Annotated in this window: 18 protein-coding genes and 1 pseudogene; 10 read left to right on the forward strand and 9 right to left on the reverse strand. The window is 36.9% G+C overall.

Features of this window, described 5'->3' with window-relative positions; all coding sequences use genetic code 11:
- Positions 1–90 precede the first annotated feature (90 nt).
- From RT723_RS14885 to RT723_RS14895, 3 genes and pseudogenes are all read left to right on the forward strand, one after another.
- The gene (locus tag RT723_RS14885) at positions 91–1,173 is read left to right on the forward strand and encodes a 3-deoxy-7-phosphoheptulonate synthase (RefSeq protein ID WP_315947877.1); all 1,083 of its coding nucleotides are present in this window, start codon (positions 91–93) and stop codon (positions 1,171–1,173) included.
- Between the two features lie 11 nt (positions 1,174–1,184).
- Positions 1,185–2,303: a bifunctional chorismate mutase/prephenate dehydrogenase gene (tyrA, locus tag RT723_RS14890; RefSeq protein WP_315947879.1), complete on the forward strand. Its 1,119-nt coding sequence runs from the start codon at positions 1,185–1,187 to the stop codon at positions 2,301–2,303.
- A gap of 143 nt (positions 2,304–2,446) precedes the next feature.
- A pseudogene (locus tag RT723_RS14895) lies at positions 2,447–3,288 on the forward strand (HDOD domain-containing protein).
- An 85-nt stretch (positions 3,289–3,373) separates the two neighbouring features.
- Here the strand turns inward: RT723_RS14895 and nadE are convergent.
- Entirely contained in the window at positions 3,374–4,207 is an 834-nt protein-coding gene (gene nadE, locus RT723_RS14900; RefSeq protein ID WP_315947880.1) for an NAD(+) synthase, read from the reverse strand.
- Positions 4,208–4,293: 86 nt separating this feature from the next.
- Here nadE and RT723_RS14905 point away from each other — a divergent pair, with 86 nt between their 5' ends.
- Positions 4,294–4,632: a P-II family nitrogen regulator gene (locus RT723_RS14905; RefSeq protein ID WP_216053627.1), complete on the forward strand. Its 339-nt coding sequence runs from the start codon at positions 4,294–4,296 to the stop codon at positions 4,630–4,632.
- A 75-nt stretch (positions 4,633–4,707) separates the two neighbouring features.
- Here the strand turns inward: RT723_RS14905 and RT723_RS14910 are convergent, their stop codons facing one another.
- Together RT723_RS14910 and tpx are read right to left on the reverse strand one after the other, a co-directional pair.
- Positions 4,708–5,145 carry an Hsp20 family protein gene (locus RT723_RS14910; RefSeq protein WP_216053628.1) on the reverse strand — a complete coding sequence of 146 codons (438 nt, stop codon included), beginning with the start codon at positions 5,143–5,145 and terminating at the stop codon, positions 4,708–4,710.
- Positions 5,146–5,395: 250 nt separating this feature from the next.
- Positions 5,396–6,031, reverse strand: coding sequence for a thiol peroxidase (tpx, locus tag RT723_RS14915; RefSeq protein WP_216053629.1), 636 nt, complete (start codon positions 6,029–6,031; stop codon positions 5,396–5,398).
- A gap of 147 nt (positions 6,032–6,178) precedes the next feature.
- Between tpx and RT723_RS14920 the strand changes: the two genes are divergently transcribed.
- The gene (locus RT723_RS14920; RefSeq protein ID WP_216053630.1) at positions 6,179–7,183 is read left to right on the forward strand and encodes a response regulator; all 1,005 of its coding nucleotides are present in this window, start codon (positions 6,179–6,181) and stop codon (positions 7,181–7,183) included.
- 2 nt (positions 7,184–7,185) lie between these two features.
- Entirely contained in the window at positions 7,186–8,175 is a 990-nt protein-coding gene (locus tag RT723_RS14925; RefSeq protein WP_315947883.1) for a GGDEF domain-containing protein, read from the forward strand.
- 89 nt (positions 8,176–8,264) lie between these two features.
- Here RT723_RS14925 and RT723_RS14930 read toward each other — a convergent pair whose 3' ends face one another.
- A complete protein-coding gene (locus RT723_RS14930) occupies positions 8,265–8,999 on the reverse strand; it encodes a TIGR04211 family SH3 domain-containing protein (RefSeq protein ID WP_315947884.1) in 735 nt (244 codons plus the stop codon).
- A gap of 211 nt (positions 9,000–9,210) precedes the next feature.
- On the opposite strand from RT723_RS14930, the gene RT723_RS14935 reads away from it, so the two are divergent.
- The gene (locus tag RT723_RS14935; RefSeq protein WP_315947886.1) at positions 9,211–10,770 is read left to right on the forward strand and encodes a CYTH domain-containing protein; all 1,560 of its coding nucleotides are present in this window, start codon (positions 9,211–9,213) and stop codon (positions 10,768–10,770) included.
- 42 nt (positions 10,771–10,812) lie between these two features.
- Entirely contained in the window at positions 10,813–13,635 is a 2,823-nt protein-coding gene (gene glnE, locus RT723_RS14940) for a bifunctional [glutamate--ammonia ligase]-adenylyl-L-tyrosine phosphorylase/[glutamate--ammonia-ligase] adenylyltransferase (protein WP_315947887.1), read from the forward strand.
- On the opposite strand, the gene RT723_RS14945 is transcribed toward glnE, so the two are convergent.
- Together RT723_RS14945 and RT723_RS14950 are read right to left on the reverse strand one after the other, a co-directional pair.
- Positions 13,627–14,817: a GGDEF domain-containing protein gene (locus tag RT723_RS14945; protein WP_315947888.1), complete on the reverse strand. Its 1,191-nt coding sequence runs from the start codon at positions 14,815–14,817 to the stop codon at positions 13,627–13,629. The two genes, glnE and RT723_RS14945, sit on opposite strands and share 9 nt — an antisense overlap.
- A 23-nt stretch (positions 14,818–14,840) precedes the next feature.
- The gene (locus RT723_RS14950) at positions 14,841–15,806 is read right to left on the reverse strand and encodes a hypothetical protein (RefSeq protein WP_315947889.1); all 966 of its coding nucleotides are present in this window, start codon (positions 15,804–15,806) and stop codon (positions 14,841–14,843) included.
- Between the two features lie 264 nt (positions 15,807–16,070).
- Between RT723_RS14950 and dnaK the strand changes: the two genes are divergently transcribed.
- Together dnaK and dnaJ are read left to right on the forward strand one after the other, a co-directional pair.
- A complete protein-coding gene (gene dnaK / locus RT723_RS14955; RefSeq protein ID WP_216053637.1) occupies positions 16,071–17,996 on the forward strand; it encodes a molecular chaperone DnaK in 1,926 nt (641 codons plus the stop codon).
- Between the two features lie 206 nt (positions 17,997–18,202).
- Positions 18,203–19,345 (forward strand): molecular chaperone DnaJ, encoded by a 1,143-nt coding sequence (gene dnaJ, locus RT723_RS14960; protein ID WP_315947890.1) that lies wholly within the window; start codon positions 18,203–18,205, stop codon positions 19,343–19,345.
- 75 nt (positions 19,346–19,420) lie between these two features.
- Here the strand turns inward: dnaJ and RT723_RS14965 are convergent, their stop codons facing one another.
- The 3 genes from RT723_RS14965 to RT723_RS14975 are packed head-to-tail and all read right to left on the reverse strand — an operon-like array spanning position 19,421 to position 21,832.
- A complete protein-coding gene (locus RT723_RS14965) occupies positions 19,421–20,308 on the reverse strand; it encodes an FAD:protein FMN transferase (RefSeq protein ID WP_315947891.1) in 888 nt (295 codons plus the stop codon).
- Between the two features lie 16 nt (positions 20,309–20,324).
- Positions 20,325–21,629, reverse strand: a complete 1,305-nt coding sequence (locus tag RT723_RS14970; protein ID WP_315947893.1) for a DUF3570 domain-containing protein — start codon at positions 21,627–21,629, stop codon at positions 20,325–20,327.
- Positions 21,620–21,832 carry a DUF4266 domain-containing protein gene (locus tag RT723_RS14975; protein WP_216053641.1) on the reverse strand — a complete coding sequence of 71 codons (213 nt, stop codon included), beginning with the start codon at positions 21,830–21,832 and terminating at the stop codon, positions 21,620–21,622. The genes RT723_RS14970 and RT723_RS14975 overlap by 10 nt, the downstream gene beginning before the upstream one ends.
- Between the last annotated feature and the right edge of the window lie 164 nt (positions 21,833–21,996).

Genomic DNA, 21,996 nt, shown 5'->3' on the forward strand with positions numbered 1-21,996 from the left:
TGGTGGCTCATTTTTATAATGTGTAACTAAAGGTGTACGGGGTGTAAAGTTAAAGTTACATAAATCCTCGCTTAATGAATTGAGGTTAATATGAATAAAGATAGTTTGAATAATGTGAACGTAAAAGCTGAAAAGCTTTTAGTTATGCCTAGTGCGCTTAAGTCTGCGTTACCACTTAGTGAAGAAAATAAAACATTTATAGCTGGTGCTCGAAAAACGATCTCCAATATAGTGCACAAAAAAGACCACAGAACGTTAATAATTTCAGGGCCATGTTCAATCCATGATCTGAGTGCGGCCAAAGAATATGCATTGAAGTTAAAAAAGCTACAAGAACAATGCAAAGATTCAGTGTATCTAGTGATGCGTGTTTACTTTGAAAAACCTAGAACAACAGTAGGATGGAAAGGCTTAATCAATGACCCTCATTTGGATGGTTCATTTGATATCGAAACTGGTTTGTTAAATGCTCGTGAATTATTACTGTGGTTAACCGACCAAGAAATTCCAATTGCTACTGAGGCACTTGATCCTATTTCTCCTCAATATTTATCTGATTTAATTAGCTGGTCGGCAATTGGTGCTCGTACCACAGAATCACAGACTCACAGAGAAATGGCCAGTGGTTTGTCTATGCCTATCGGATTTAAAAATGGCACTGATGGTAATGTTGGTATTGCAGTTAATGCGATGGGAGCAGCCGAAAGTGGGCATAACTTTATTGGGATAAACGATAAAGGTCAGGTTGCTATTATTCAAACTCAAGGCAACCCAGATGCGCATTTAATATTACGCGGCGGTAAGCAACCTAATTATCAAGCTGAATTTGTGGATGCCGCAGAAGCTGATATTGCAAAATCTGGATATAATCCTGCAATTATTGTGGATTGCTCACATGCCAATACAAATAAAGATTATACTAGGCAGCCAATTGTCGCTAAGGACATCTTAGAGCAGTTAGAGCAAGGGAATCGTTCTATTGTCGGGATTATGTTGGAAAGTCATATTAATGAAGGTAACCAAAAACTAACTGATGACCTTAGTACGTTAGAGTATGGTGTTTCTATTACAGACGCTTGTATAGATTGGGCCGCCACAGAAACCTTAGTATTAGAATTTGCACAGCGATTAGAAGCTGTCATTAAATCAAAACAATTAAATACAGCAGCATAACGGAGCTTAGTTTGGCGTTAAATAATCTGAGAGATGAGATCGACAAGTTGGACACCCAACTTGTTGAGTTACTTGCAAAAAGACAAGTAATTACCACCGCTGTTGGTAAATATAAACAAGAAGTTGGTAAGCCAATTTATGATCCCCAGCGAGAATCTGAGCTTATTGCTAAACGCCGTGAACTAGCCTCATCGTTAAATGTACAACCTGATCTAATAGAAGATTTGTTACGCCGTATCATGCGGGAGTCATATCAAAGCCAGCATGATGCTTATCGACGTGTTTTACCAGAAAGTAGTAAGGTGGTGATTGTTGGTGGTAAAGGGGCGTTAGGTGCGCGTTTCTTTGATATGTTTACTCGCTCTAATTATGTAGTTGAAATATTAGATAAGCACGATTGGCCGCAGGCACAAACCATACTAAAAGATGCAAAGTTGGTACTGATCACCGTTCCAATTAAATTGACTGAACAAGTTATTGTTCAACTGCCAGAGCTACCTAATGATTGTGTATTAGCGGATTTAACTTCGTTAAAACAATCCCCATTAAAATCCATGTTAGACAAACATTCTGGCCCAGTCGTGGGGTTACATCCTATGTTTGGCCCAGATGTACCAAACTTTGTAAAACAAGTTTTTGTGGTATGTGAAGGGCGATTTCCTGAACAATACGACTGGTTGTTACAACAAATCAAAATTTGGGGCGCCGTTCTACAAGTTGATGATGCAGCAGAGCATGATTCCAGTATGGAGTTGATACAAGCAATGCGACATTTTACCACATTTGTATATGGCCGATTTTTGTCAAATGAAAAACCCGATCTGGACCAGTTATTACGACTCAGTTCACCGATATATCGATTAGAGCTAGCAATGACAGGACGCCTATTTGCTCAAGATCCAAACCTTTACGCAGATATCATTTTTGGCGCTAAAAACGCATTGGAACTCGCCACTCGATTTAGACAAGAGCTTGACGATGCAATTACGCTTTTACAACAGAATGACAAAGAAAGTTTTAAACAAAGTTTTGAATTAGTGGCGCAGTGGTTTGGTGGAAAATCGAATGAATTTTTAGCTGACAGCCGTACCCTGTTGAAATCTGCACAAGACTCTCGGATTTTAAAATAGATATAATTTTACGATTGATCACTTTTCAAGCTAGTATTGATGTAATTGTAGTAAAAAAGTAGTTGTTTAATCATCTATTTAGTTTAACAATAGCTCTATAAGTATAAGACTTTTATACCAAATATATTTTTGAAGGAAATAATATGTCTACAGAAAATGCCTTACTGACGATCCTTGTTGAAAAAATTCAAAGTGACTCTCTTGTCTTACCCACTCTTCCAGAAATAGCTATTCGAATTCGTGAAACTGCAGATGACCCAGATGTTAATTTACAAGCAATGGCTCATGTTATCGCTCAAGATCCTGCGTTATCAGCTCGTATGGTAAAAGTGGCAAACAGTGCATTTATGGGGCGCTCTGTAAAAGTCGAAACACTTAATCAAGCTGTAACTCGTATTGGTTTACGCCAAATTAAAAATATTGCTACGGCCATTGCGATGGAACAACTTTTTGTTTCCAAGAATGAATTAGTTCGTGAGTACATGGGCAAATCATGGCAAAAAACAGTGAACGTGGCTTGTGTGGCTATGGCTGTGTTACAAATTTGGTTAAAAGATAACAAACGTACTTCATTAAATATCGATACCTTAACTTTAGTTGCTTTAGTGCATAGTATTGGTGTACTTCCAATATTATCGGAAGCTGAACGTCATGAAGAAGTATTTGCTAATCCAAGTTTCTTAGAAGCGGCAATCAAGCGTATGGCCGGTAAACTGGGGGCGCGATAATGCGCTCTTGGGAATTTACAGGTGAGTTTATCGATGTGACTGAAAACTGGAATAACTTAACGTTCCAAACTGAACAAGTGAGTTATATAGACTTTGTTCGTATCGGTGCTATATACAATAAAGTTCTTGGTAAGAATGTTGATACTAACGAGTTATTAACGCCATATATTGAAAAAGGTATTTTACCTGACTTAGATTTCTTAAGTTCAGATGAATTTACTGAAGCTTTAAATGATGTGAAGTCAGTATTCTCTTAATCTTTTGGTAGTAAACGTTTTATAACGTGTTGTTAACCAATAAAAAAGCTAGTCATGGACTAGCTTTTTTTATATCTAAAATTTATCAATCATAGACGGTAGGGATTGGTTCACGTTTATGTTGTGTTCGATTAAAAATCGCCACTAATTTGTTACTTGCGTCAGAACCGATGTTTTTGCCTTCCAGAAAGTCATCTATTTGATCGTAACTTAGACCTAACGCTGACTCATCTTCTTTACCAGGGTCTAACTCTTCAAGGTCGGCCGTTGGAGCTTTGGTCACTAATGCTTGTGGAGCGCCAAGGTGACTGGCTAATGCTCTTACTTGACGTTTGTTTAAGCCAAATAAAGGAATAAGGTCACATGCACCATCACCGAATTTAGTGAAAAAACCTGTGATATTCTCTGCAGAATGGTCGGTACCTAACACTAAACCGCCGAGTAAACCTGCAACTTCATATTGTGCAATCATACGCATTCGGGCTTTAACATTGCCTTTAACGAAATCAATATTATGATCAGATAGTTGGTCTTTTAATTGATTGGGTAATGCATCGATTACTTGACCATGTACACCTTCAACACCAGGTTTAACGTTTATTGTTAATGCATGGGTCGGATTAATAAAATCTATTGCTAATTGGGCTTCATCTTCATCAGCTTGGATATGATACGGTAGTCTTACTGCAGCGAAGATGTACTTATCCGTGTTATGTTCTTTGTTAAGTTCATCAACAGCTAACTGAGCTAGCTTGCCACAAGTTGTAGAATCAATACCGCCACTAATACCTAGAACCAAAGAAGTTAAATTGGAATCAATTAGTCTTGTTTTTATAAAGTTAACTCGTCGTGCGATCTCTTGTTCAACATCAATGACCGGTTTAACTCTCATTTCTTTAATTATTTGTTCTGCATCCATAACTTAACACTTCTATTGTTAATCTAGAGTGGTTATTCTATTCGAAAATTTAACATTGAACTAGCGCTAAGTTTAGCGAGGAAAATATGAAAAAAGTAACCGCTATTATTAAACCATTTAAATTAGACGATGTGAGAGAGTCTCTATCTGAATTAGGTGTAAATGGTATGACCGTCACTGAAGTCAAAGGCTTCGGTCGTCAGAAAGGGCATACGGAGTTATATCGTGGCGCAGAGTATATGGTTGATTTTTTACCAAAAGTAAAATTGGAGCTGATCATTACAGATGAGTTATTGGAACAAGTTTTAGACAGTATTTTAGAAACGGCTCAAACTGGAAAAATTGGTGATGGCAAAATTTTTGTTGAAGAAATAGAAAGAGTGATCCGAATTAGAACCGGTGAAGAAAACGATCAAGCTATTTAAATTAGATTAACCTATACAGAAAAACCGGAAGTTTTCACTTCCGGTCTCACAACAATAATCAGGAATTTTTATTTGTTACTCTTTATTAAGTAACTTTCGACCTATTTCAATCTTTCTAGGTTTTAATGCCTCAGGTATCTCTCTTTCCAAGTCAATGTGTAATAATCCATTTTCTAAATCAGCACCAAGTACCTTAATGTAATCGCCTAATTGAAAACGACGTTCAAAGTTTCTTTCTGCGATACCTTGATATAGGTATTTTGTCTGTTCTGTTTGTTCGGCTTTTACCCCTTTAACAATCAGAGTGTTTTGTTCTGATTTTATTTCAAGCTCGGAGTCTTGAAATCCGGCGATAGCCATTGTAATTCGGTATTTATCATCGGCGACGGCGGCGATATTATATGGAGGGTAACCACCATTTTTTTCAGTGCGATTAGCGGTATCTAATAATGATGCTAAGTGATCAAAACCAATGAATGAACGGTATAGTGGAGATAAATCTACATTTCTCATAATTCTTATCCTTTCTTTATAAGCAATAAGTTAATAAACAATCAATCGAAATTAAAACGCATTGTTGTTTATTTTGTTTAGTAAGTGCCTTCCAAATGGACAGGCTAATTGGTCAACTTGAACCCTACTGGCGAACAATGTCGTTGACTTAACTAATATATAGGGAGGGTGAGATTGTTTATCAAGGATAAAAATAAAAAAAGTCAGAACTTTCTGACTTTTTTATTATAAAACAATAAGATATGAGGTTTTAATTTTTTACATTTGTTTCTGGAACAGATTCAACAACGCCAGTTTGCTCTGAAACTGATGTTATAGCAGCAAGTGCAGCTTCGTAATTTGGGTGTGCTGATAATTTACTTACTATCTCTTTATAAACAATGTTTCCTTCCGGAGATATGACAAAAATGGCTCGAGCTAATAGGCCCATATCTTTTATTAACACGCCATAATTCATACCAAAATCACGCCAAACAGAATCAGATAAAGTTTGTATTTTATCTATATTTTCAGATTGGCAAAAACGCTTTTGAGCGAAAGGTAAATCCGTACTGATAGTTAACATCACGATATCTTGTGGTAAATTAGCAAACTCATCATTAAAGCGTTTAGTTTGAATACTACAAATACCAGTATCTAAACTAGATACAACACTGATTAATAAAGGTTTACCTGAGAAATCAGCTAATGTTTTTACACTAAATTTATTATCTACCACTTTAAAGTTTGGCGCTGGTTGATTTAATGTAACTTGGCTGCCTAATAAGGCGACAGGTTTATCACCGGCTTTAACTAAATCAAATCGAACAGGAAGATCTTTTTGGATGTCATAAGCAAAAGAAAAAGAACTTATGAAAGTCAGTAGTATATAAAGAGAATATTTCATATGTGGATTTGGCCCGCTTATATTTTTTTAAAGGTATAGGGTGTATTGTCCACTAAGTGCTATAGTTTTGAAAGCAATAATAAAATTCACCTTCGTGTGTTTTTATATATAACTAAACATTATTCAAATACGGTCGATAAAAGTTGTATGCAAACTCCAGTAATTATATGTGACGACTCAAACTTAGCCCGCAAACAGATGGCTCGTTCTCTTCCAGAGGATTGGAATGTTGAGGTGATCTTTGCCAATAATGGTGAAGATGCGATGGATAAAATTCATCAACATAAAGCTCAGATACTCTTTCTCGACCTTAATATGCCCGTTTTAGATGGTTATGGTGTATTAGAGGCGATTAAAGCGGAAAACCTTTCTATTATTACCATTGTTGTATCTGGTGATATTCAACCTGAAGCACATGCCAGAGTGAAATCTCTTGGTGCTTTGGATTTTATAAAAAAACCGATAGACAAAGATAAACTACAAGAGCTATTAAATAAATATGGCATAACCGAACCAAGTAAATTACAGGCATTAAAACCCCAAGCTGAAGATCTACTTGATGCTGAAACCAGAGATATATTGCAAGAGATCACCAATGTTGCAATGGGACAAGCAGGCAGCTTGTTAGCAAAAGTATTAAATGTTTTTGTTAAGTTACCTATCCCTAATGTGAATTTATTAGAGGTGAGTGAGCTCTCTATGGCTCTGCACTCAGTTGAGAGCAGCGACGCTACTTCAGGTGTATGCCAAGGTTTCATTAGTGGCGGTGTCGCTGGTGAAGCGTTATTAATTCTAAATGACTCTAGCTTTGTCGATATTGCACGTTTGTTGAACTACAACAAAAAAATTGATGACAGTGTTGAGTTAGAATTGTTGATGGATATTTCTAATATATTAATAGGTTCAATATTAAAAGGTTTGTCCGAGCAATTAGATCTTAACTTTAGCCAAGGTCACCCAGTGGTATTAGGACAACATTGTAATGTATCCGATTTGATTTATACCAACTCGACACATTGGAAAAAATCTCTAACGATAGAGATTAGTTATGGTATCGAAGATTACGATATTCACTGCGATTTATTATTGTTGATTACAGAAGATTCTATTCCAACGTTGAAAAATAAACTTAATTTCTTATTTGATGTTTAATTATGACTGAAAAAGCAACAGTAGAAGTATCAGAAATTCATTGGTTAATGGATATGTTCCAGTCTGTAGATGTTGGGCTGGTCGTATTAGACCGTGAATATAAAATACAAGTATGGAATGGTTTTATGGAAAACCACAGTGGTTTATCACCTTATGAAGTTAGGGATAAATCACTATTTGAAGCATTTCCTAATTTGGATAAAGAATGGTTATTGCAAAAGACGGATCCTGTTTTTGTATTAAAAAATAGAGCGTTTACCATTTGGGAACAACATGCTCATATTTTCAAATTTAAAAACTATCGCCCGATTACCAGTGTTGCGCCATTTATGTACCAAAACGCAACTTTCATACCTTTAACCAATACCACAGGTGATGTGACTCACCTGTGTATCATCATTTACGATGTTACGGATGTTGCTATTTCTAAAATTGAACTGCAAGAAGTAAATAAAGAATTACAGCGATTAAGTCGAACGGATAGATTAACCAACTTAAATAATCGTGGCTACTGGGAAGAGTGTTTGCAAAGAGAGTTCTTACGACAACGCCGAGGGCATAGTGTAAGTTCATTGTTAATCTTTGATATAGACCATTTTAAGAAAGTAAACGATACCTATGGTCACGCCGGTGGCGATGAAGCAATTTTACATCTCGCTAAGATATTGAAAAAAAGCTTACGAGAAACTGATATTGGTGGCCGTTATGGCGGTGAAGAATATGCGGTTATATTAACCGGAACACAAGCTAAAGATGCTTATGTTTTTGCCGAGCGTTTAAGAATTATGGTCGAAAAATCAATAGTTTCTTATAACGAGTTTGAATTCCAATTTACCATCAGTCTAGGTATTGCAGAATATACCGACGAATTGAATTCACACCAAAATTGGATTGAAGTGGCAGATTCAGCCTTATATAAAGCAAAAGTTGGTGGCCGAAATCGAGTTGAAATATATGCTCATCCAGATAAAAGTGAAGCTAAAGAAGACTAACTGCCACGTTTAAATATGCAAAAAGCTCAATATCATTGAGCTTTTTTAGTTTTTAGCGTTTTAATTTAAGCCTTAATCTACTTAGTCATTTATACCCATTGGTTTTTCTTACGACGGGTTAACAACCAACCAACAAACACACCAATAACGATGGCGCCAACATCATATAACTTAGCTAAAATACGTTTGGTTTCGTCACTTTCTTTAATCGATGCACGTAACGTTTCGCTTTCTTGGGTTGCGGTAATTAATTGCTGGGATAACGCAGCGTTGGTTTCTGTTAACTTAGTAATTTCATCTTCTAAATTTTTGAGGTCATCGGTAGACACCGAACCTAATTTAGAAATCTTAACATTCAGCTCATCAATTTGCGCGTTTGCTGATGCTAACTTAGCTTTCACTCCGGCTGTTTTCTCTAACATAGTTGAATCGATCCAACCTGTTTTACCATCTTTTAATTTAATTTCTAACCAGCCAGTACTTTCATCTTTTGACAAAATAGTGACTTGTTCACTTGCCGCCACTCGAGCAATGATCCGATAGCGGTTACTACTGCCAGAATGGAGGAAAACGAATAGTTGGTCAGTAACGTACATTTGATAGGGCGTAACTTGCACAATAGAGCTCACAGGTTCTTCAGTTTGCTCAATCGTTGTTGCCACATCGGTTGCAGCTTGAGGTTCATCGTTCGTTTTTTCTGTAGGAGTGACCGTTTTAGGTGTAGGCTCTGTCGGTTCAACTGTTGGGGTTGCAAATATAAAATTTGATAGTGTTAAACCACAAACTAATATAGTTAAACTCAGCTTTATTCGTTTCTTATCCATTGAGAGTATTCTTATTGTTATTCTACGATATTTTTATCCATAATTGATGTTAGGTTTTTACGCATGTTAGTTCAAGTACTTATTGCTGCGCAGACCAAAGCAAATAGGTTTTATAACTCATTATGTGGCTTCTAAAATATTGAGTTTACCTTGATGGTTAGGTAACCTGCTCAATACTTAATTTTTCATCCCACAAGACAAAGACATTTTAATGGAAATTGAATTAAAGTTTTTAGTGTCAACTGACGAAATTTCGTCTTTGAATTCAGCATTAGATAATAGTCAGTATCAAATACAATCTAAACCAACCTTATTGTTGTCCAATGCTTATTACGACACCCCGGATAATACATTACGAGAATGGGACTTTGGTTTAAGAACTCGGTGTAGTGAAACCCTCGACGGGTCTCGTGCTATGGAGCAAACCATTAAATTGTCAGGTGGCGATATTGGTGGTTTACAACAACGCCCAGAATATACGGAGTCACTACCGAATACCCAAACTGAGTATGTATTTGCCGACTTAACTCTGTTTTCTCCATCAATTTGGCCGTCAGGATTTTTAGCCGAAAAAGTACAACCTAAACTGCTCAAAGTATTTGAAACTAATTTTGAAAGGAAAATTTGGCTAATTACCACAGCAAATGGTGCCATTATTGAGTGTGTTTTAGACCAAGGACAGGTCGAAGTTACTGATAAAAATGGTCATAGACAGCAAGCTATTTCTGAATTTGAGTTGGAATTACAATCTGGTGACGTGTCAGATCTTATTGAGGTCGCAACCTACTTAACTTCAAAAGTGAATGCTAAGCTCGGTTATTTAAGTAAAGCGGCTAGGGGTTACATGTTAGCCCAAGAAGTGGTGTTAAAAAGTAAAAATTTAGAACCTTGTCGATTAAATAACGATAATCAGTTAGAGCCTGCCTTTATTAAACTGTTAACCAATGCCGTTAGTTTTGTGCAACACCATGAAGTGGTATTTGCTAATACTAAAACTTTAAAATCATTACGCCGTGTGCTCGATGGTATCTCTTTAATTATTCACATATTACAGCTGTTCTCTGAATATTTACCTAATAGTCAATGCCAAAAGTTTATCGATTTGTTTAAACAATGGCGTGGCGAACATGGCTGGATTGAAGCCTTTTATCAGCTTGATCAATTAACGGATCGTAAAAGTCCATACCGTAAAGATATTGATAAAAGTGAGTATTTAAGAACCACTTTAGCCTCAATAAAAATGCCAGAAGATAGAATTGAAAAATCTATTACACAATTTAGTTCGACTCAATATAACCATTTATTCCTAAGTTTTATTCAATGGATAAACATAAAACAGTGGCGTACTGAGATGCCATTGGAAAGTTTAAAACTGTTAACTATTCCTATTTCAGAGTTGTCTGAACATTGGCTGGACTATCACTGGTTATCATTAAAAGAAGCATTAACGGTATTAATAAAACAAGGTAATAATTTAAATATTGAATCCGCGTTTTGGCCGTTAACTAAAGTATTGTTAACGGGGGTGTGTGTAGATAGCTTATTTGATAACGATGAACGGAAACTGTTCCGTAGTCACTTATTAAACCTAATGGTCGGGTTCGAAGAAACTATTTTATTACAAAAATCCGAACTGATTTTGTCTACTAATGCAGCGGACGATGTCGATGAAAAAGAGGCAATAAAATGGTTGCAGTCTAAACAGCAAAGCCTACAGATTGCTCTTGATGCATCAGTAACTGCAATAAATAAACTCAAGCCATATTGGTAAAAAACACAGCGGTTAATGATGGATTTTATTTTGGAAAAGCAAATGGAAAACCTACCTAAAGAGTTAATGACGTTGGCTGAATCTCGGCTCCGTTCTTTATTATTAAAATGGCCAGAGATTGAACCTACAGCTGTAGGAATTGAGATAACAAACATATTGTTAGCTCATAGCGAATTTATTTATCAATCTTGCCAACGATACTCTCGTTTATCTGAATACTTCTTAACGTTGAATTCACCGGGTGAACTGTTAACCAAAATCCATTTTATTGAGCCGTCGGTGTTGTCTCTGGATGAACACGATTTCGTACAAAAATTAAGAAGTTTCAGACAGTGGGTTATGTCTGTGATTGCTGCTAAAGATTTCTTGAAATTACAAACCATTGAAACAACAATGGATGAGTTATCAGCATTGGCGGATCAATTTTATACGTTAGCTCGTGAGTGGGTTAAACACCAAATGGCGCCTCGTTGGGGAGTAGCGCTGGATACTCATGGTAAAGAAATTATATTAATTGCGCTTGGGATGGGAAAACTTGGTGGCAAGGAACTGAACTTTTCATCCGATATCGATTTAATATTTTGTTATGCTCAAAAAGGTCAAACGAGCACAGGTCGCAGAAGTGAAGATTACCAAATCTATTTCACTAAAATGGCACAAAAAATCATCCAACTTTTAGACTCTGTCACTGCAGATGGCAGAGTATTTAGAGTTGATATGCGCTTACGACCGTTTGGCGATAGTGGACCACTTGTCAGTAGTTTTGACGCGTTAGAAGATTATTATCAAGATCAAGGCAGAGAGTGGGAACGTTATGCTTTATTAAAAGCAAGGCCATTAGGGTTAAGTACAGACATAACCAACTCAGAACTAACTCAGCAACAATTATTAATGCAAGTGTTAAAACCCTTTGTTTATCGACGTTATATCGATTACAGCGTTATTGATGCCCTTAGAAAAATGAAACGTCAGATCCAACAAGAAGTGAAACGTAGAAATTTAACACTAAACATCAAGTTAGGTGAGGGCGGTATTCGTGAAGCTGAGTTTATTGTCCAAGCATTACAAATGTTACGTGGCGGTAAAGATCCGCAGTTACAAAAACAAAGTTTATTAAAAACCTTACCAGAACTCGTGGCGTTATCGGTTTTTAGTGAGGAAGAATCACAACAACTAAGAACTAGCTACTTATGGCTGCGTCAGTGTGAACAATACCTTCAAGCGTTTTCAGACGAACAAACTCAAACACTTCCACAAGATAAAGTTAAACAGTTAAGTTTAGTCACACTGTTTGGGTTAGCTGATTGGACGGAATTTTTAGCAACGTTTGAACACCATAGCCAAAACATTAACCATATATTTGTGAATGTTATAGGTGAAGCGCCACAAGATTCTGCAAAACAAGAAGATCACCTTATTAATAAATGGCGAGATATTTGGTTACTAAAAGATGAAATGGCCGAAAACCAAGATGATAATATTGTGATTCAAGGTTTAAAAGAAGATCTAACCAATGTTGTAAGCGGAGGGCGTGGACAAGATAAATTAGATTTATTAATGCCTTTATTATTTGCTGAGTGTGAATCACAAAAAATTCAACTAAATCAGGCGACTGCCGTATTTAACTTAGTTAAAAAAATAGCGTCACGGACCACTTACTTGGAGTTACTAGTAGAAAATCAGGGGGCAAGAACTCAGTTGGTTAAGTTAGTTACCTCTTGTCATTTTATTGGTAAAGAGTTAACAAAATTTCCGCTGTTGTTAGATTTATTAATTGACCCTAAATTACTATATTCACCTGCGGAGTTATCTAGTTATCATTCTGATTTAAGACGAAATTTACTGCGAGTCGAACCAGATGATTTAGAGTTACAAATGGAAGTGTTACGTCAATTTAAGTTATCGAACCAATTGGCAATTGCCGCTTGTGACGTACAAGGCGTAATGGATTTAATGCAAGTGAGCGATCACTTAACTGAGCTGGCTAGTGTTTGTTTATATTTTGCAGTAGAAATAGCCTGGACTCAGATGGTCGCTAAGTACGGATATCCTGTTGGAAGTTCGATTGAAAATAAAAACTTTGGCGTAATAGGTTACGGCAAGTTAGGGGGATACGAATTAGGTTATGGTTCAGATCTCGATATCGTATTTGTGCATAACTGTGATAGTTCACTGTCAACTGATGGTAAAAAGCAAATAGATTCGAGACAGTTTTATTTAAAGTTAGCACAACGAATTATGCATATTTTCACCACTAGAACTTTGTCCGGTGAACTGTATGAAGTAGATACTCGTTTAAGGCCTTCTGGCGCTTCGGGCTTGTTAGCAATAAACATAGAAACCTTTGCCCAATATCAACAAACAGAAGCATGGACTTGGGAGCATCAGGCTCTAGTTCGAGCAAGATATATTAGTGGAGATGACTCGCTAGGCGAGCGGTTTAATCAAATTCGTCGTGATATATTAACTACCGACCGAGATGTTGAGGCACTCAAACAAGAGATAGCTTCAATGCGGGTTAAGATGTATGAGAATTTGAATAAAGAAAAAGATGGTTTATTTGATTTAAAACAATCACGCGGCGGTATTGCTGACATTGAATTTATTAGTCAGTTATTAGTGTTATCAAAAAGCAAAGAGTACCCTGAATTAACGCAGCTGCCTGATAATGTCAGAGTATTACAATTAGCTAGCCAATTGGATTTGATTTCGGTAGAACATTATAAACTGTTAGTTGATGCATATTTGTTATATAGAAGGCTTTATCATAAAGCCTCATTAAACGGGGGTGAAAAGTTAATCCTAATGAGCGATATCGAACAAAGCCGTGACCAAGTTATTCAAATTTGGCAACGTTTATTCTAACCGTTCTTGGTTTAACATTAAGTTTGCCGTGAATTGTTTTACTTGATTTTTACCATGCTCTTTAGCGAAATATAACGCTCGATCTGAATGAATAATAGTGGTGTTTAGTGGTTCACTTTTATCAAATGTAGCCACGCCAAAACTAGCCGTATACCGAACATCACATATGTGTGATGGGATGATGGTTTGCATTATTTCGAGCCTAATTCGTTCGGCAAGTTCGTTCGCCCCTTTTTGATCGGTATAAGGCAACAACAAACAAAACTCTTCGCCACCAAACCTTGCCGTGATATCGGTATCCCGTGTTAATTTTTTTATAATTGAAGCAAAGTTGGCGATAACCTGATCTCCAAGATCATGACCAAATACATCATTGATGAATTTAAAATCATCAATGTCACCCATAATAACCGTAACCTCGAAACCTTCACGTTTTGCCATTTTGACTATTTGGTCTGAATTTACAAAAAAGTGACGTCGATTTAATAAGCCGGTTAAGAAGTCGATACTTGATTCTTTTTGGTATAAGTCAGCCACTTCCGATAAAAACATGATCAACGTTGAGCCAAATAAAATCATGATCACTAAAGTAATCGCAATGGTAATAGCAAAAAGATAATAAATATGATTGTTTAACAATAAGATAGCAATGATTAAAATGCTAAGGATTAACATCGTTAGTTTTATTGAGTTAATTGCTAATTTTTCACCAGATGAAGGTTGTTTGGGGATAAGTGCGATACAAGGAATAATAGTGAAAAGGATAATGTTGATAGCAAACATATTAACTATCATTCTTGCTAATTGCGATTTGTCGACAAAGTGAAATAAACACAGGTTTATTGATGTACATATCAATAAAACTAATAAAATGGGTTTCTCTAATAAAATGCGCTTTTGTTTTGGATGGCGACTTTTAAACGCGGCTTTTAAATAAGCAAAAGCTATAAGAAATAAAGTGTTATTGATCACAACTAATAGAGTGTTTTGTCTGGTAAGAGTTAAGCTAAAAACAACAAATGCGGTCGCAAATAATAAAAAGAATAAAGATAAGTATTTATCAGCATCAATATTATGTTTTACTTGTCTTAATGGTCTAAGGAAATAAAACGTTGAGGCAACCAGACTTATCATAATCATGATAGAAGCATAGGTTATTTTGGTTATTACAAAGGTACTCAAATCAACTGCCTTAAGTGAATGGTTTAGTTGTGTTTATTACTGATTTTTAATTGTAATTCTTTTACATATTTTGACAGGTTAGTTTCTAGAGTCCTTCCTTTTAAATGCGCTAAAGTTCGATGGACGAGCTCAATTTGATTTAAATTAAAATAAATGTCAGCCATCTGATAATAACAAAATAGTTCGACAATCTCATCTTTGGCATTAATTGCGGCCTGTTTTGCTAATTCAAATTCTTTTAACGCTTTATCGAAGTACTCCAACCTTTGGTAGGCTCTTGCAACGTTATAAATGGAAACCGATAGTTGTTGCAGATCAACTCCCTGACGAGCCCAAAATAAGCCTGTTTGGTAAGCTTGTAGTGATTCGACATGTTTATCAAGCCTGGTATAGGTATGACCGATATTGCCATACAGCTCTCGATTGAAAATAGGGTCATAAGAATTGTAAAACTTTTCTCTTAGTGATTCTAAAGTTGATAAAGCATTTAATAATTTTTCAGTATATGCAGCCTCGTTATTTGAAAGCAGCTCTAATTTAGCATGGTACAACTTTAGGTTTACTAAAGAGACAATCTTTCTGGGATCCGGGTATGTCTCAGTTACTTGTTCAATTAAATTAAATACAATTTCAGAATAATGTTCCGCGGATTCAAATTCTTTATAAAAATAGGCGTTTTTAGCTAAATATAAGTAAGCGGTGATTTGAAATACAATTGGTGCAGCATCAACGGGGTGCAGATCAGCTAACACGGCCCGTTGTTTTTCTGTTTGTTGTAAAACAAATAAACTTTCTAATTCATATAGTTTGAGTTTATACCAAGCATTGGAACGAGGCCTTAACTTAGCTAATTCATCAGGTAAAAGATCTAGGCAAGAGGAAGCTTGAGAAGCACACACTTTATGAATATTGTTTGTGTTTTTAGCTTGGGATTGTTGAGTGATGTTCATGATAAGAAATAAAATAAGAACAATAGCCTGACTTTTCATTATTTACCTATAAGTCTTACTAGTAATATATTTGAAGGTTGAAAATAAACCATAGTTACAGCGCTGTAATATCTTACCAAGTATGTATTTATAACATTCATTGAGCACAAAGTTTATAAAAACCATGAAAAAATGGAAACATCAGTAAAAATTTACATATTTTTGTAAAAAAAATTAAAAATTGAGTTGAAAAGCATTCACATAACCCCACTTAGTTAGCAAGAAAATTTAAACCCCTATTAACTGAATTTTGGAGAGTATCCCATGGGTAGAATGATTGGTATAGATTTAGGTACAACTAACTCTTGTGTTGCAGTATTAGATGGTGATACACCACGCGTAATTGAAAATGCGGAAGGTGATCGTACAACACCTTCTATCATTGCTTATACTGAAGACGGTGAAATTCTTGTTGGTCAACCAGCAAAACGTCAAGCAGTGACAAACCCGACAAATACATTATTCGCTATCAAACGTTTAATTGGTCGTCGTTGGGAAGATAAAGAAGTACAACGTGACATCGACATCATGCCTTTTAAAATTGTTAAAGCTGACAATGGTGATGCTTGGGTTGAAGTTAAAAACGAAAAAATGGCGGCACCTCAAGTTTCTGCTGAAGTTCTTAAGAAAATGAAAAAGACTGCAGAAGATTACCTTGGCGAAGCCGTAACTTCTGCAGTAATCACTGTACCAGCATATTTCAATGACTCACAACGTCAAGCAACTAAAGACGCTGGCCGTATTGCTGGTTTAGATGTTAAACGTATTATCAACGAACCAACTGCGGCAGCATTAGCATACGGTCTTGGTAAAAAAGGCGGCGACAATATCGTTGCGGTATACGACTTAGGTGGTGGTACATTTGATATCTCTATCATCGAAATTGATGAAGTAGATGGCGAGCAAACATTTGAAGTACTAGCAACAAATGGTGACACTCACTTAGGTGGTGAAGATTTTGATAACCGTGTTATCAACTACTTAGTTGAAGAATTCAAAAAAGAGCAAGGTGTTAATCTTAAAAATGATCCTCTTGCTATGCAACGTGTTAAAGAAGCGGCAGAAAAAGCAAAAATTGAATTATCTTCAGCTCAAAACACAGAAGTAAACTTACCATATGTCACAGCGGATGCTTCAGGTCCTAAACACATGAACATCAAATTGACTCGTGCAAAATTAGAGTCTCTTGTTGAAGATATGATCAACGCGACTTTAGAGCCGTTAAAATTAGCGCTTAAAGATGCAGACTTATCAGTAAGTGATGTCAATGACATCATCTTAGTTGGTGGTCAAACACGTATGCCTAAAGTACAAGCAGTTGTTTCTGAGTTTTTCGGTAAAGAACCTCGTAAAGATGTAAACCCTGACGAAGCGGTAGCCGTAGGTGCTGCTATCCAAGCTGGTGTTTTATCTGGTGACGTAAAAGACGTATTATTATTAGACGTAACACCTTTATCTCTAGGTATTGAGACTATGGGTGGCGTAATGACTGCAGTAATCGAGAAAAACACAACGATTCCTACAAAACAGTCACAAACATTCTCAACGGCTGAAGATAACCAAGCAGCCGTAACAATCCATGTGTTACAAGGTGAGCGTAAACAAGCAGCAAGTAATAAATCTCTAGGTCAATTTAACTTAGAAGGTATACGTGCAGCACAACGCGGTACGCCTCAAATTGAAGTGACATTTGACGTAGACGCTGATGGTATCTTACACGTATCTGCAAAAGATAAAGACACTGGTAAAGAGCAGAAGATCACAATCCAAGCATCTTCAGGTTTATCAGATGACGAAATCGAAGCAATGGTTCGTGACGCAGAAGCAAATGCAGAAGAAGATAAAAAGTTTGCAGACTTAGCTCAAGCTCGTAATCAAGCTGATGGTCTAGCACATGCGACTGAAAAACAAATCACTGAAGCCGGTGACGACTTACCAGCTGAAGACAAAGAAGCAATTGAAAAAGCAATTTCAGATCTTAAAGATGCGTCTAAGTCGGGTTCAAAAGAAGATATTGAAGCTAAATCTCAAGCGCTTATGGAAGCGTCTCAAAAGTTAGTTGAAATCGCACAAGCGAAAGCCGGTGCTCAACAAGCTGGTCCAGATGCAGGCGCTGAACAAGCTCAATCTGCACAAGACGATGATGTAGTTGACGCAGAGTTCGAAGAAGTGAACGACGATAAGAAATAATTTATATCGTCCTATTTGACTCCATGTCGTTGTCGGAAGTGCTCAGGTGGTAAACCACATTGCGCGCTTCCTCCTAGACCTGAAGCCAACTAGAACATCTAAATCCTTCTTAGTATTAAGATCATGATTTAGTTAAAATATTACACATGGGCGGATTCCGCCCTTGTTTGTTTCAAAAATTTAAAAGCTAAGGTTAATTTTTAGTTATGTCTAAAAGCGATTATTACGAAGTTCTGGGTGTTGATAAAAGCGCAACAGAGCGAGAAATCAAAAAAGCGTATAAACGCTTGGCGATGAAATATCACCCTGACCGCACTGAGGGTAATAAAGATTTAGAAGTCAAATTCAAAGAAGTTAAAGAAGCTTACGAAATCTTATCTGATGCTGGCAATCGTCAAAAATATGATCAATATGGTCATGCTGCATTTGAACAAGGGCATGGCGGCGGTCACGGCGGATTTGGCGGAGGCGGTGACTTTAGCGATGTATTTGGTGATGTGTTTGGTGACATCTTTGGTGGCGGAGGTCGTCGCGGAGGTGGTGGTCAACGTCAGCAACGTGGATCAGACTTACGTTATAACTTAGAGATGAGTTTAGAAGACGCGGTACGTGGCAAAGAGTTAGAAATCAAAGTACCTACTTGGGTAAGTTGTGAACCTTGTCATGGCAGTGGTGCGAATAAAGGTTCTAAACCTAAGACATGTTCAACTTGTCATGGTCAAGGTCAAGTTCAGATGCGCCAAGGCTTTTTTGCCGTTCAGCAACCATGTCCAACTTGTAAAGGACAAGGGCAGATTATTTCTGATCCTTGTAAGTCATGTTATGGCCAAGGCCGTGTTGAAAAGACCAAAACATTATCCGTTAAAATTCCAGCCGGTGTTGATACAGGTGACAGAATTCGCCTAGCAGGTGAAGGTGAAGCTGGGCCGAATGGTGCCGGCAGCGGTGACTTATTCGTTCAAGTGCATGTTAAAGAACATAAGATCTTTGAACGTGACGGTACTAACTTATATTGTAATGTCCCAATTGGCTTCACAACGGCAGCCTTAGGTGGCGAGATTGAAGTGCCAACACTGGATGGTCGCGCTAAACTTAAAGTGCCTGCTGAAACTCAATCGGGTAAAATGTTCCGCTTACGTGGAAAAGGTGTTAAGTCGGTACGCGGTGGCGCTATTGGTGACTTGTTATGTAAAGTGGTTATTGAAACGCCTGTTAATCTTAATGACAAACAAAAAGATTTACTAAATCAATTTGAAGAAAGCATGTCAGGTAAAACCTCTAAATATCGTCCGAAGGAACAAGGTTTCTTCGATGGTGTTAAAAAGTTTTTTGATGACTTAACAAGTTAGAACCTTGTAATTAAATGAAAACCGGCCAAGTGCCGGTTTTTTTTATACTTATTAAAGGATCAATGATGCCCAGAACTATTTATTTACAACGTATTTAATGCCTTTTTGCGTGGATAAAAAAGCCTCAGTATTTTTTCCATGCAATAAAGCAAGCGTTGCAATGGAACCGGCTTGAATACAAGATCTTGCTGTGACGGTAACGGTAGAAACAGTTTGCTTAATAGGCCAACCTGTCATGGGATTGAGGATATGGCTGTACCTTTGATTGTTAATAATAACAAACCTATGCGTGTCACCACTGGTTGCCATTGCGCCTTTATTTAATTGTACAACTTGCAGCTCTTGGTTGCGTCGTTCAATACCAATCGTCCACTTTTTGCCGTCAGTACGTTCTTGGCTTATTTCTATATCACCACCCAAGTTAATTAAAATAGAATGATTTGGTAATTGTTTACGGCCAATTTCGGCAATGTAACTAACCGCGTATTCTTTTGCGATTCCACCAAAATCTACTTCCATGCCATTTTTTAAGGTGATGGCATCCAACTCAAATTTCATTTTTTTCCAGCCCACAAAAGGCAATACCTTGTCGATAGTTGATTGTGATGGCGTGACCATTTCATTACTAAATGTCCAAGCTCGTCGTAATACGCCAGAGGTGATATCGAATAGCCCCTCAGATATCTCATATAATTCTTTGGCGTATTTAAATAAATTGTAGGTTTCAGGATCAATTTTTACCGGTTTACCGTTTGAGGCATTTATTTTGGAGCAGACACTGTCTGGTAAATAGCGAGAAAACTTTTGTTCTAATCGTTGTACTTCGCGTAACGTTTGTTTGATAAAGTCTTGGTGCTGTTTGGCGTCTTGGCCTTCTATTAATAAATAACAAGGGGAAGCCATAGCAGTAAAAGCAACCTGTATACAATCTTCCTTTTGCGTTACTTTTACTTTACTCGCCATTATTTAAATACTCATTTTAAAAACGATAATTATACTGCACGACAATAGCACTAACACTCGGGTACAAGTTTTGTTGCTGTAATACCCCTGGGCGCGCATGCCCACTGTCTTCAGACGTTTGATAATAATACTCTAAACGAATCGAATACGGGTTACCAGCTTGAGTTTGATCACCATATTTTAAACCTAAGGTAATAGCATTTAAATCGCCTATTCGGTAATCAGCGCTAACGTAATTAGGTGTTTCATTTTGACTTAAAATAAACGGAGCATAAAACTCTGCCGCCGATTGCTGATAAATTCTGATATGCGGTTGCCAATAACTCGTCAACTTAGATGGAATGTGAATCCTTGATTCTAACGTGTGTGAATTAATCTCCCAATCATCGGTTGAGTATCGATAAGATACATCAAAGATGGCCCAATCAAAGTGATACTTTGATTGCATGAAATAGCTTTGTTTATTTCTGGAATCAGGACGGCTTTCATTAATATTATCAAGAGTATAACCGTCTGATTGTACTCGACTCACTATTTTGAATGGGTCGGTTATATAACCATCTACTTTCGATATGCCGACATTTACTAATGTGATTAGCCGTTTGGTCCAAACTTGTGTGACACCAAATAACAAATCAAATGTTTGTTTATCAGAAGACGTTGTTGCAATAGTACTACTGTATGCTTGATCAAATAGCGCTTGTGACGCAAAAAAAGCCGGGTCGGAATAATGTTTCGTCAAGGCAATGGGAATACCGCCTTCTGGTTCTATTTCGTCATAAGCATATGAACCACCCAGTGTATAACTGGTGTTGTTAAAATTAGTGTCCCAAGATATAGAGCCGTTAACCGACAAAGACAAATAATCATACTCTTTGGATAATTGACCACCAAAACTAGTGGTGATATCTGTGGAGAAAGGGCTCGTCCATTGTCCGTTAATTTGTACTCTGGTATCTTTAAAAGTGTCATCCAACGGTGTTTCATTTGCCTTTACCGTATATTGCGCATTACCTGACGGGCGAGTAAATGTTTGCACATTAGGTTGAGATACCGCGCCATTTGCTGAGGCGCCCGTTAATGAATCTATAACCAATTTGCCACTAAAAATGTGTTCATCTTTGAAGTCTTTTTTAAAAGAGAAGACCGCTTCCAACGCACTGACACGGTCTACTTCGCTGTATAACATTAATGCAGAATCAATTTGCCAATCATCCAACCAATCAGATTCGGTGTTTATGCTCTCATTCGCAATAACTTCGGCTGATATTAAACAACAAGCCGCACTCGCAATTAAGCCTGATACATCTTTTAGTTGCATCCACATCCTCCACCGGCAAACGAACGTCCACCACTCGTACCTTCTTTACTGAAATATATATGGTCGTCCAAACCCATATCGATGGCATTTGCTTCTAATGTCATCTGTTCTTCGGCCAGTAGTCCTTTTTCCCACGGTTTAGGGCCAATATTGGCACAAGCTGATAAGGTTATTGTGAGCAATATTGAAATGATAATTTTCATGCGTTATATGCTTTTCTGTTGGAATAAGATAACTATAGATAGTTATTATGCTAGAAACCAGAAATGATAGAAATATGTTTTAAAACAGCAACTAAATTTACAGATTAAAGGTAATAAATAACGTTTATTGTGTATACAATTGATGTTAAATTAAACGCAACTAA

Origin of the sequence: Psychrosphaera aquimarina (assembly GCF_032461525.1) — a bacterium.
Classification (GTDB): Bacteria; Pseudomonadota; Gammaproteobacteria; order Enterobacterales; family Alteromonadaceae; genus Psychrosphaera; species Psychrosphaera aquimarina.

Coding starts and splice junctions, on each gene's coding strand:
- tpx (WP_216053629.1), bottom strand. CDS start 6,031: ATGAAATATTCTCTTTATATACTACTGACTTTCATAAGTTCTTTTTCT.
- RT723_RS14975 (WP_216053641.1), bottom strand. CDS start 21,832: ATGAAAATTATCATTTCAATATTGCTCACAATAACCTTATCAGCTTGT.
- RT723_RS14970 (WP_315947893.1), bottom strand. CDS start 21,629: ATGCAACTAAAAGATGTATCAGGCTTAATTGCGAGTGCGGCTTGTTGT.
- RT723_RS14935 (WP_315947886.1), top strand. CDS start 9,211: ATGGAAATTGAATTAAAGTTTTTAGTGTCAACTGACGAAATTTCGTCT.
- RT723_RS14905 (WP_216053627.1), top strand. CDS start 4,294: ATGAAAAAAGTAACCGCTATTATTAAACCATTTAAATTAGACGATGTG.
- glnE (WP_315947887.1), top strand. CDS start 10,813: ATGGAAAACCTACCTAAAGAGTTAATGACGTTGGCTGAATCTCGGCTC.
- nadE (WP_315947880.1), bottom strand. CDS start 4,207: ATGGATGCAGAACAAATAATTAAAGAAATGAGAGTTAAACCGGTCATT.
- dnaJ (WP_315947890.1), top strand. CDS start 18,203: ATGTCTAAAAGCGATTATTACGAAGTTCTGGGTGTTGATAAAAGCGCA.
- RT723_RS14950 (WP_315947889.1), bottom strand. CDS start 15,806: ATGAAAAGTCAGGCTATTGTTCTTATTTTATTTCTTATCATGAACATC.
- RT723_RS14885 (WP_315947877.1), top strand. CDS start 91: ATGAATAAAGATAGTTTGAATAATGTGAACGTAAAAGCTGAAAAGCTT.
- RT723_RS14920 (WP_216053630.1), top strand. CDS start 6,179: ATGCAAACTCCAGTAATTATATGTGACGACTCAAACTTAGCCCGCAAA.
- RT723_RS14925 (WP_315947883.1), top strand. CDS start 7,186: ATGACTGAAAAAGCAACAGTAGAAGTATCAGAAATTCATTGGTTAATG.
- RT723_RS14910 (WP_216053628.1), bottom strand. CDS start 5,145: ATGAGAAATGTAGATTTATCTCCACTATACCGTTCATTCATTGGTTTT.
- RT723_RS14930 (WP_315947884.1), bottom strand. CDS start 8,999: ATGGATAAGAAACGAATAAAGCTGAGTTTAACTATATTAGTTTGTGGT.
- RT723_RS14965 (WP_315947891.1), bottom strand. CDS start 20,308: ATGGCGAGTAAAGTAAAAGTAACGCAAAAGGAAGATTGTATACAGGTT.
- dnaK (WP_216053637.1), top strand. CDS start 16,071: ATGGGTAGAATGATTGGTATAGATTTAGGTACAACTAACTCTTGTGTT.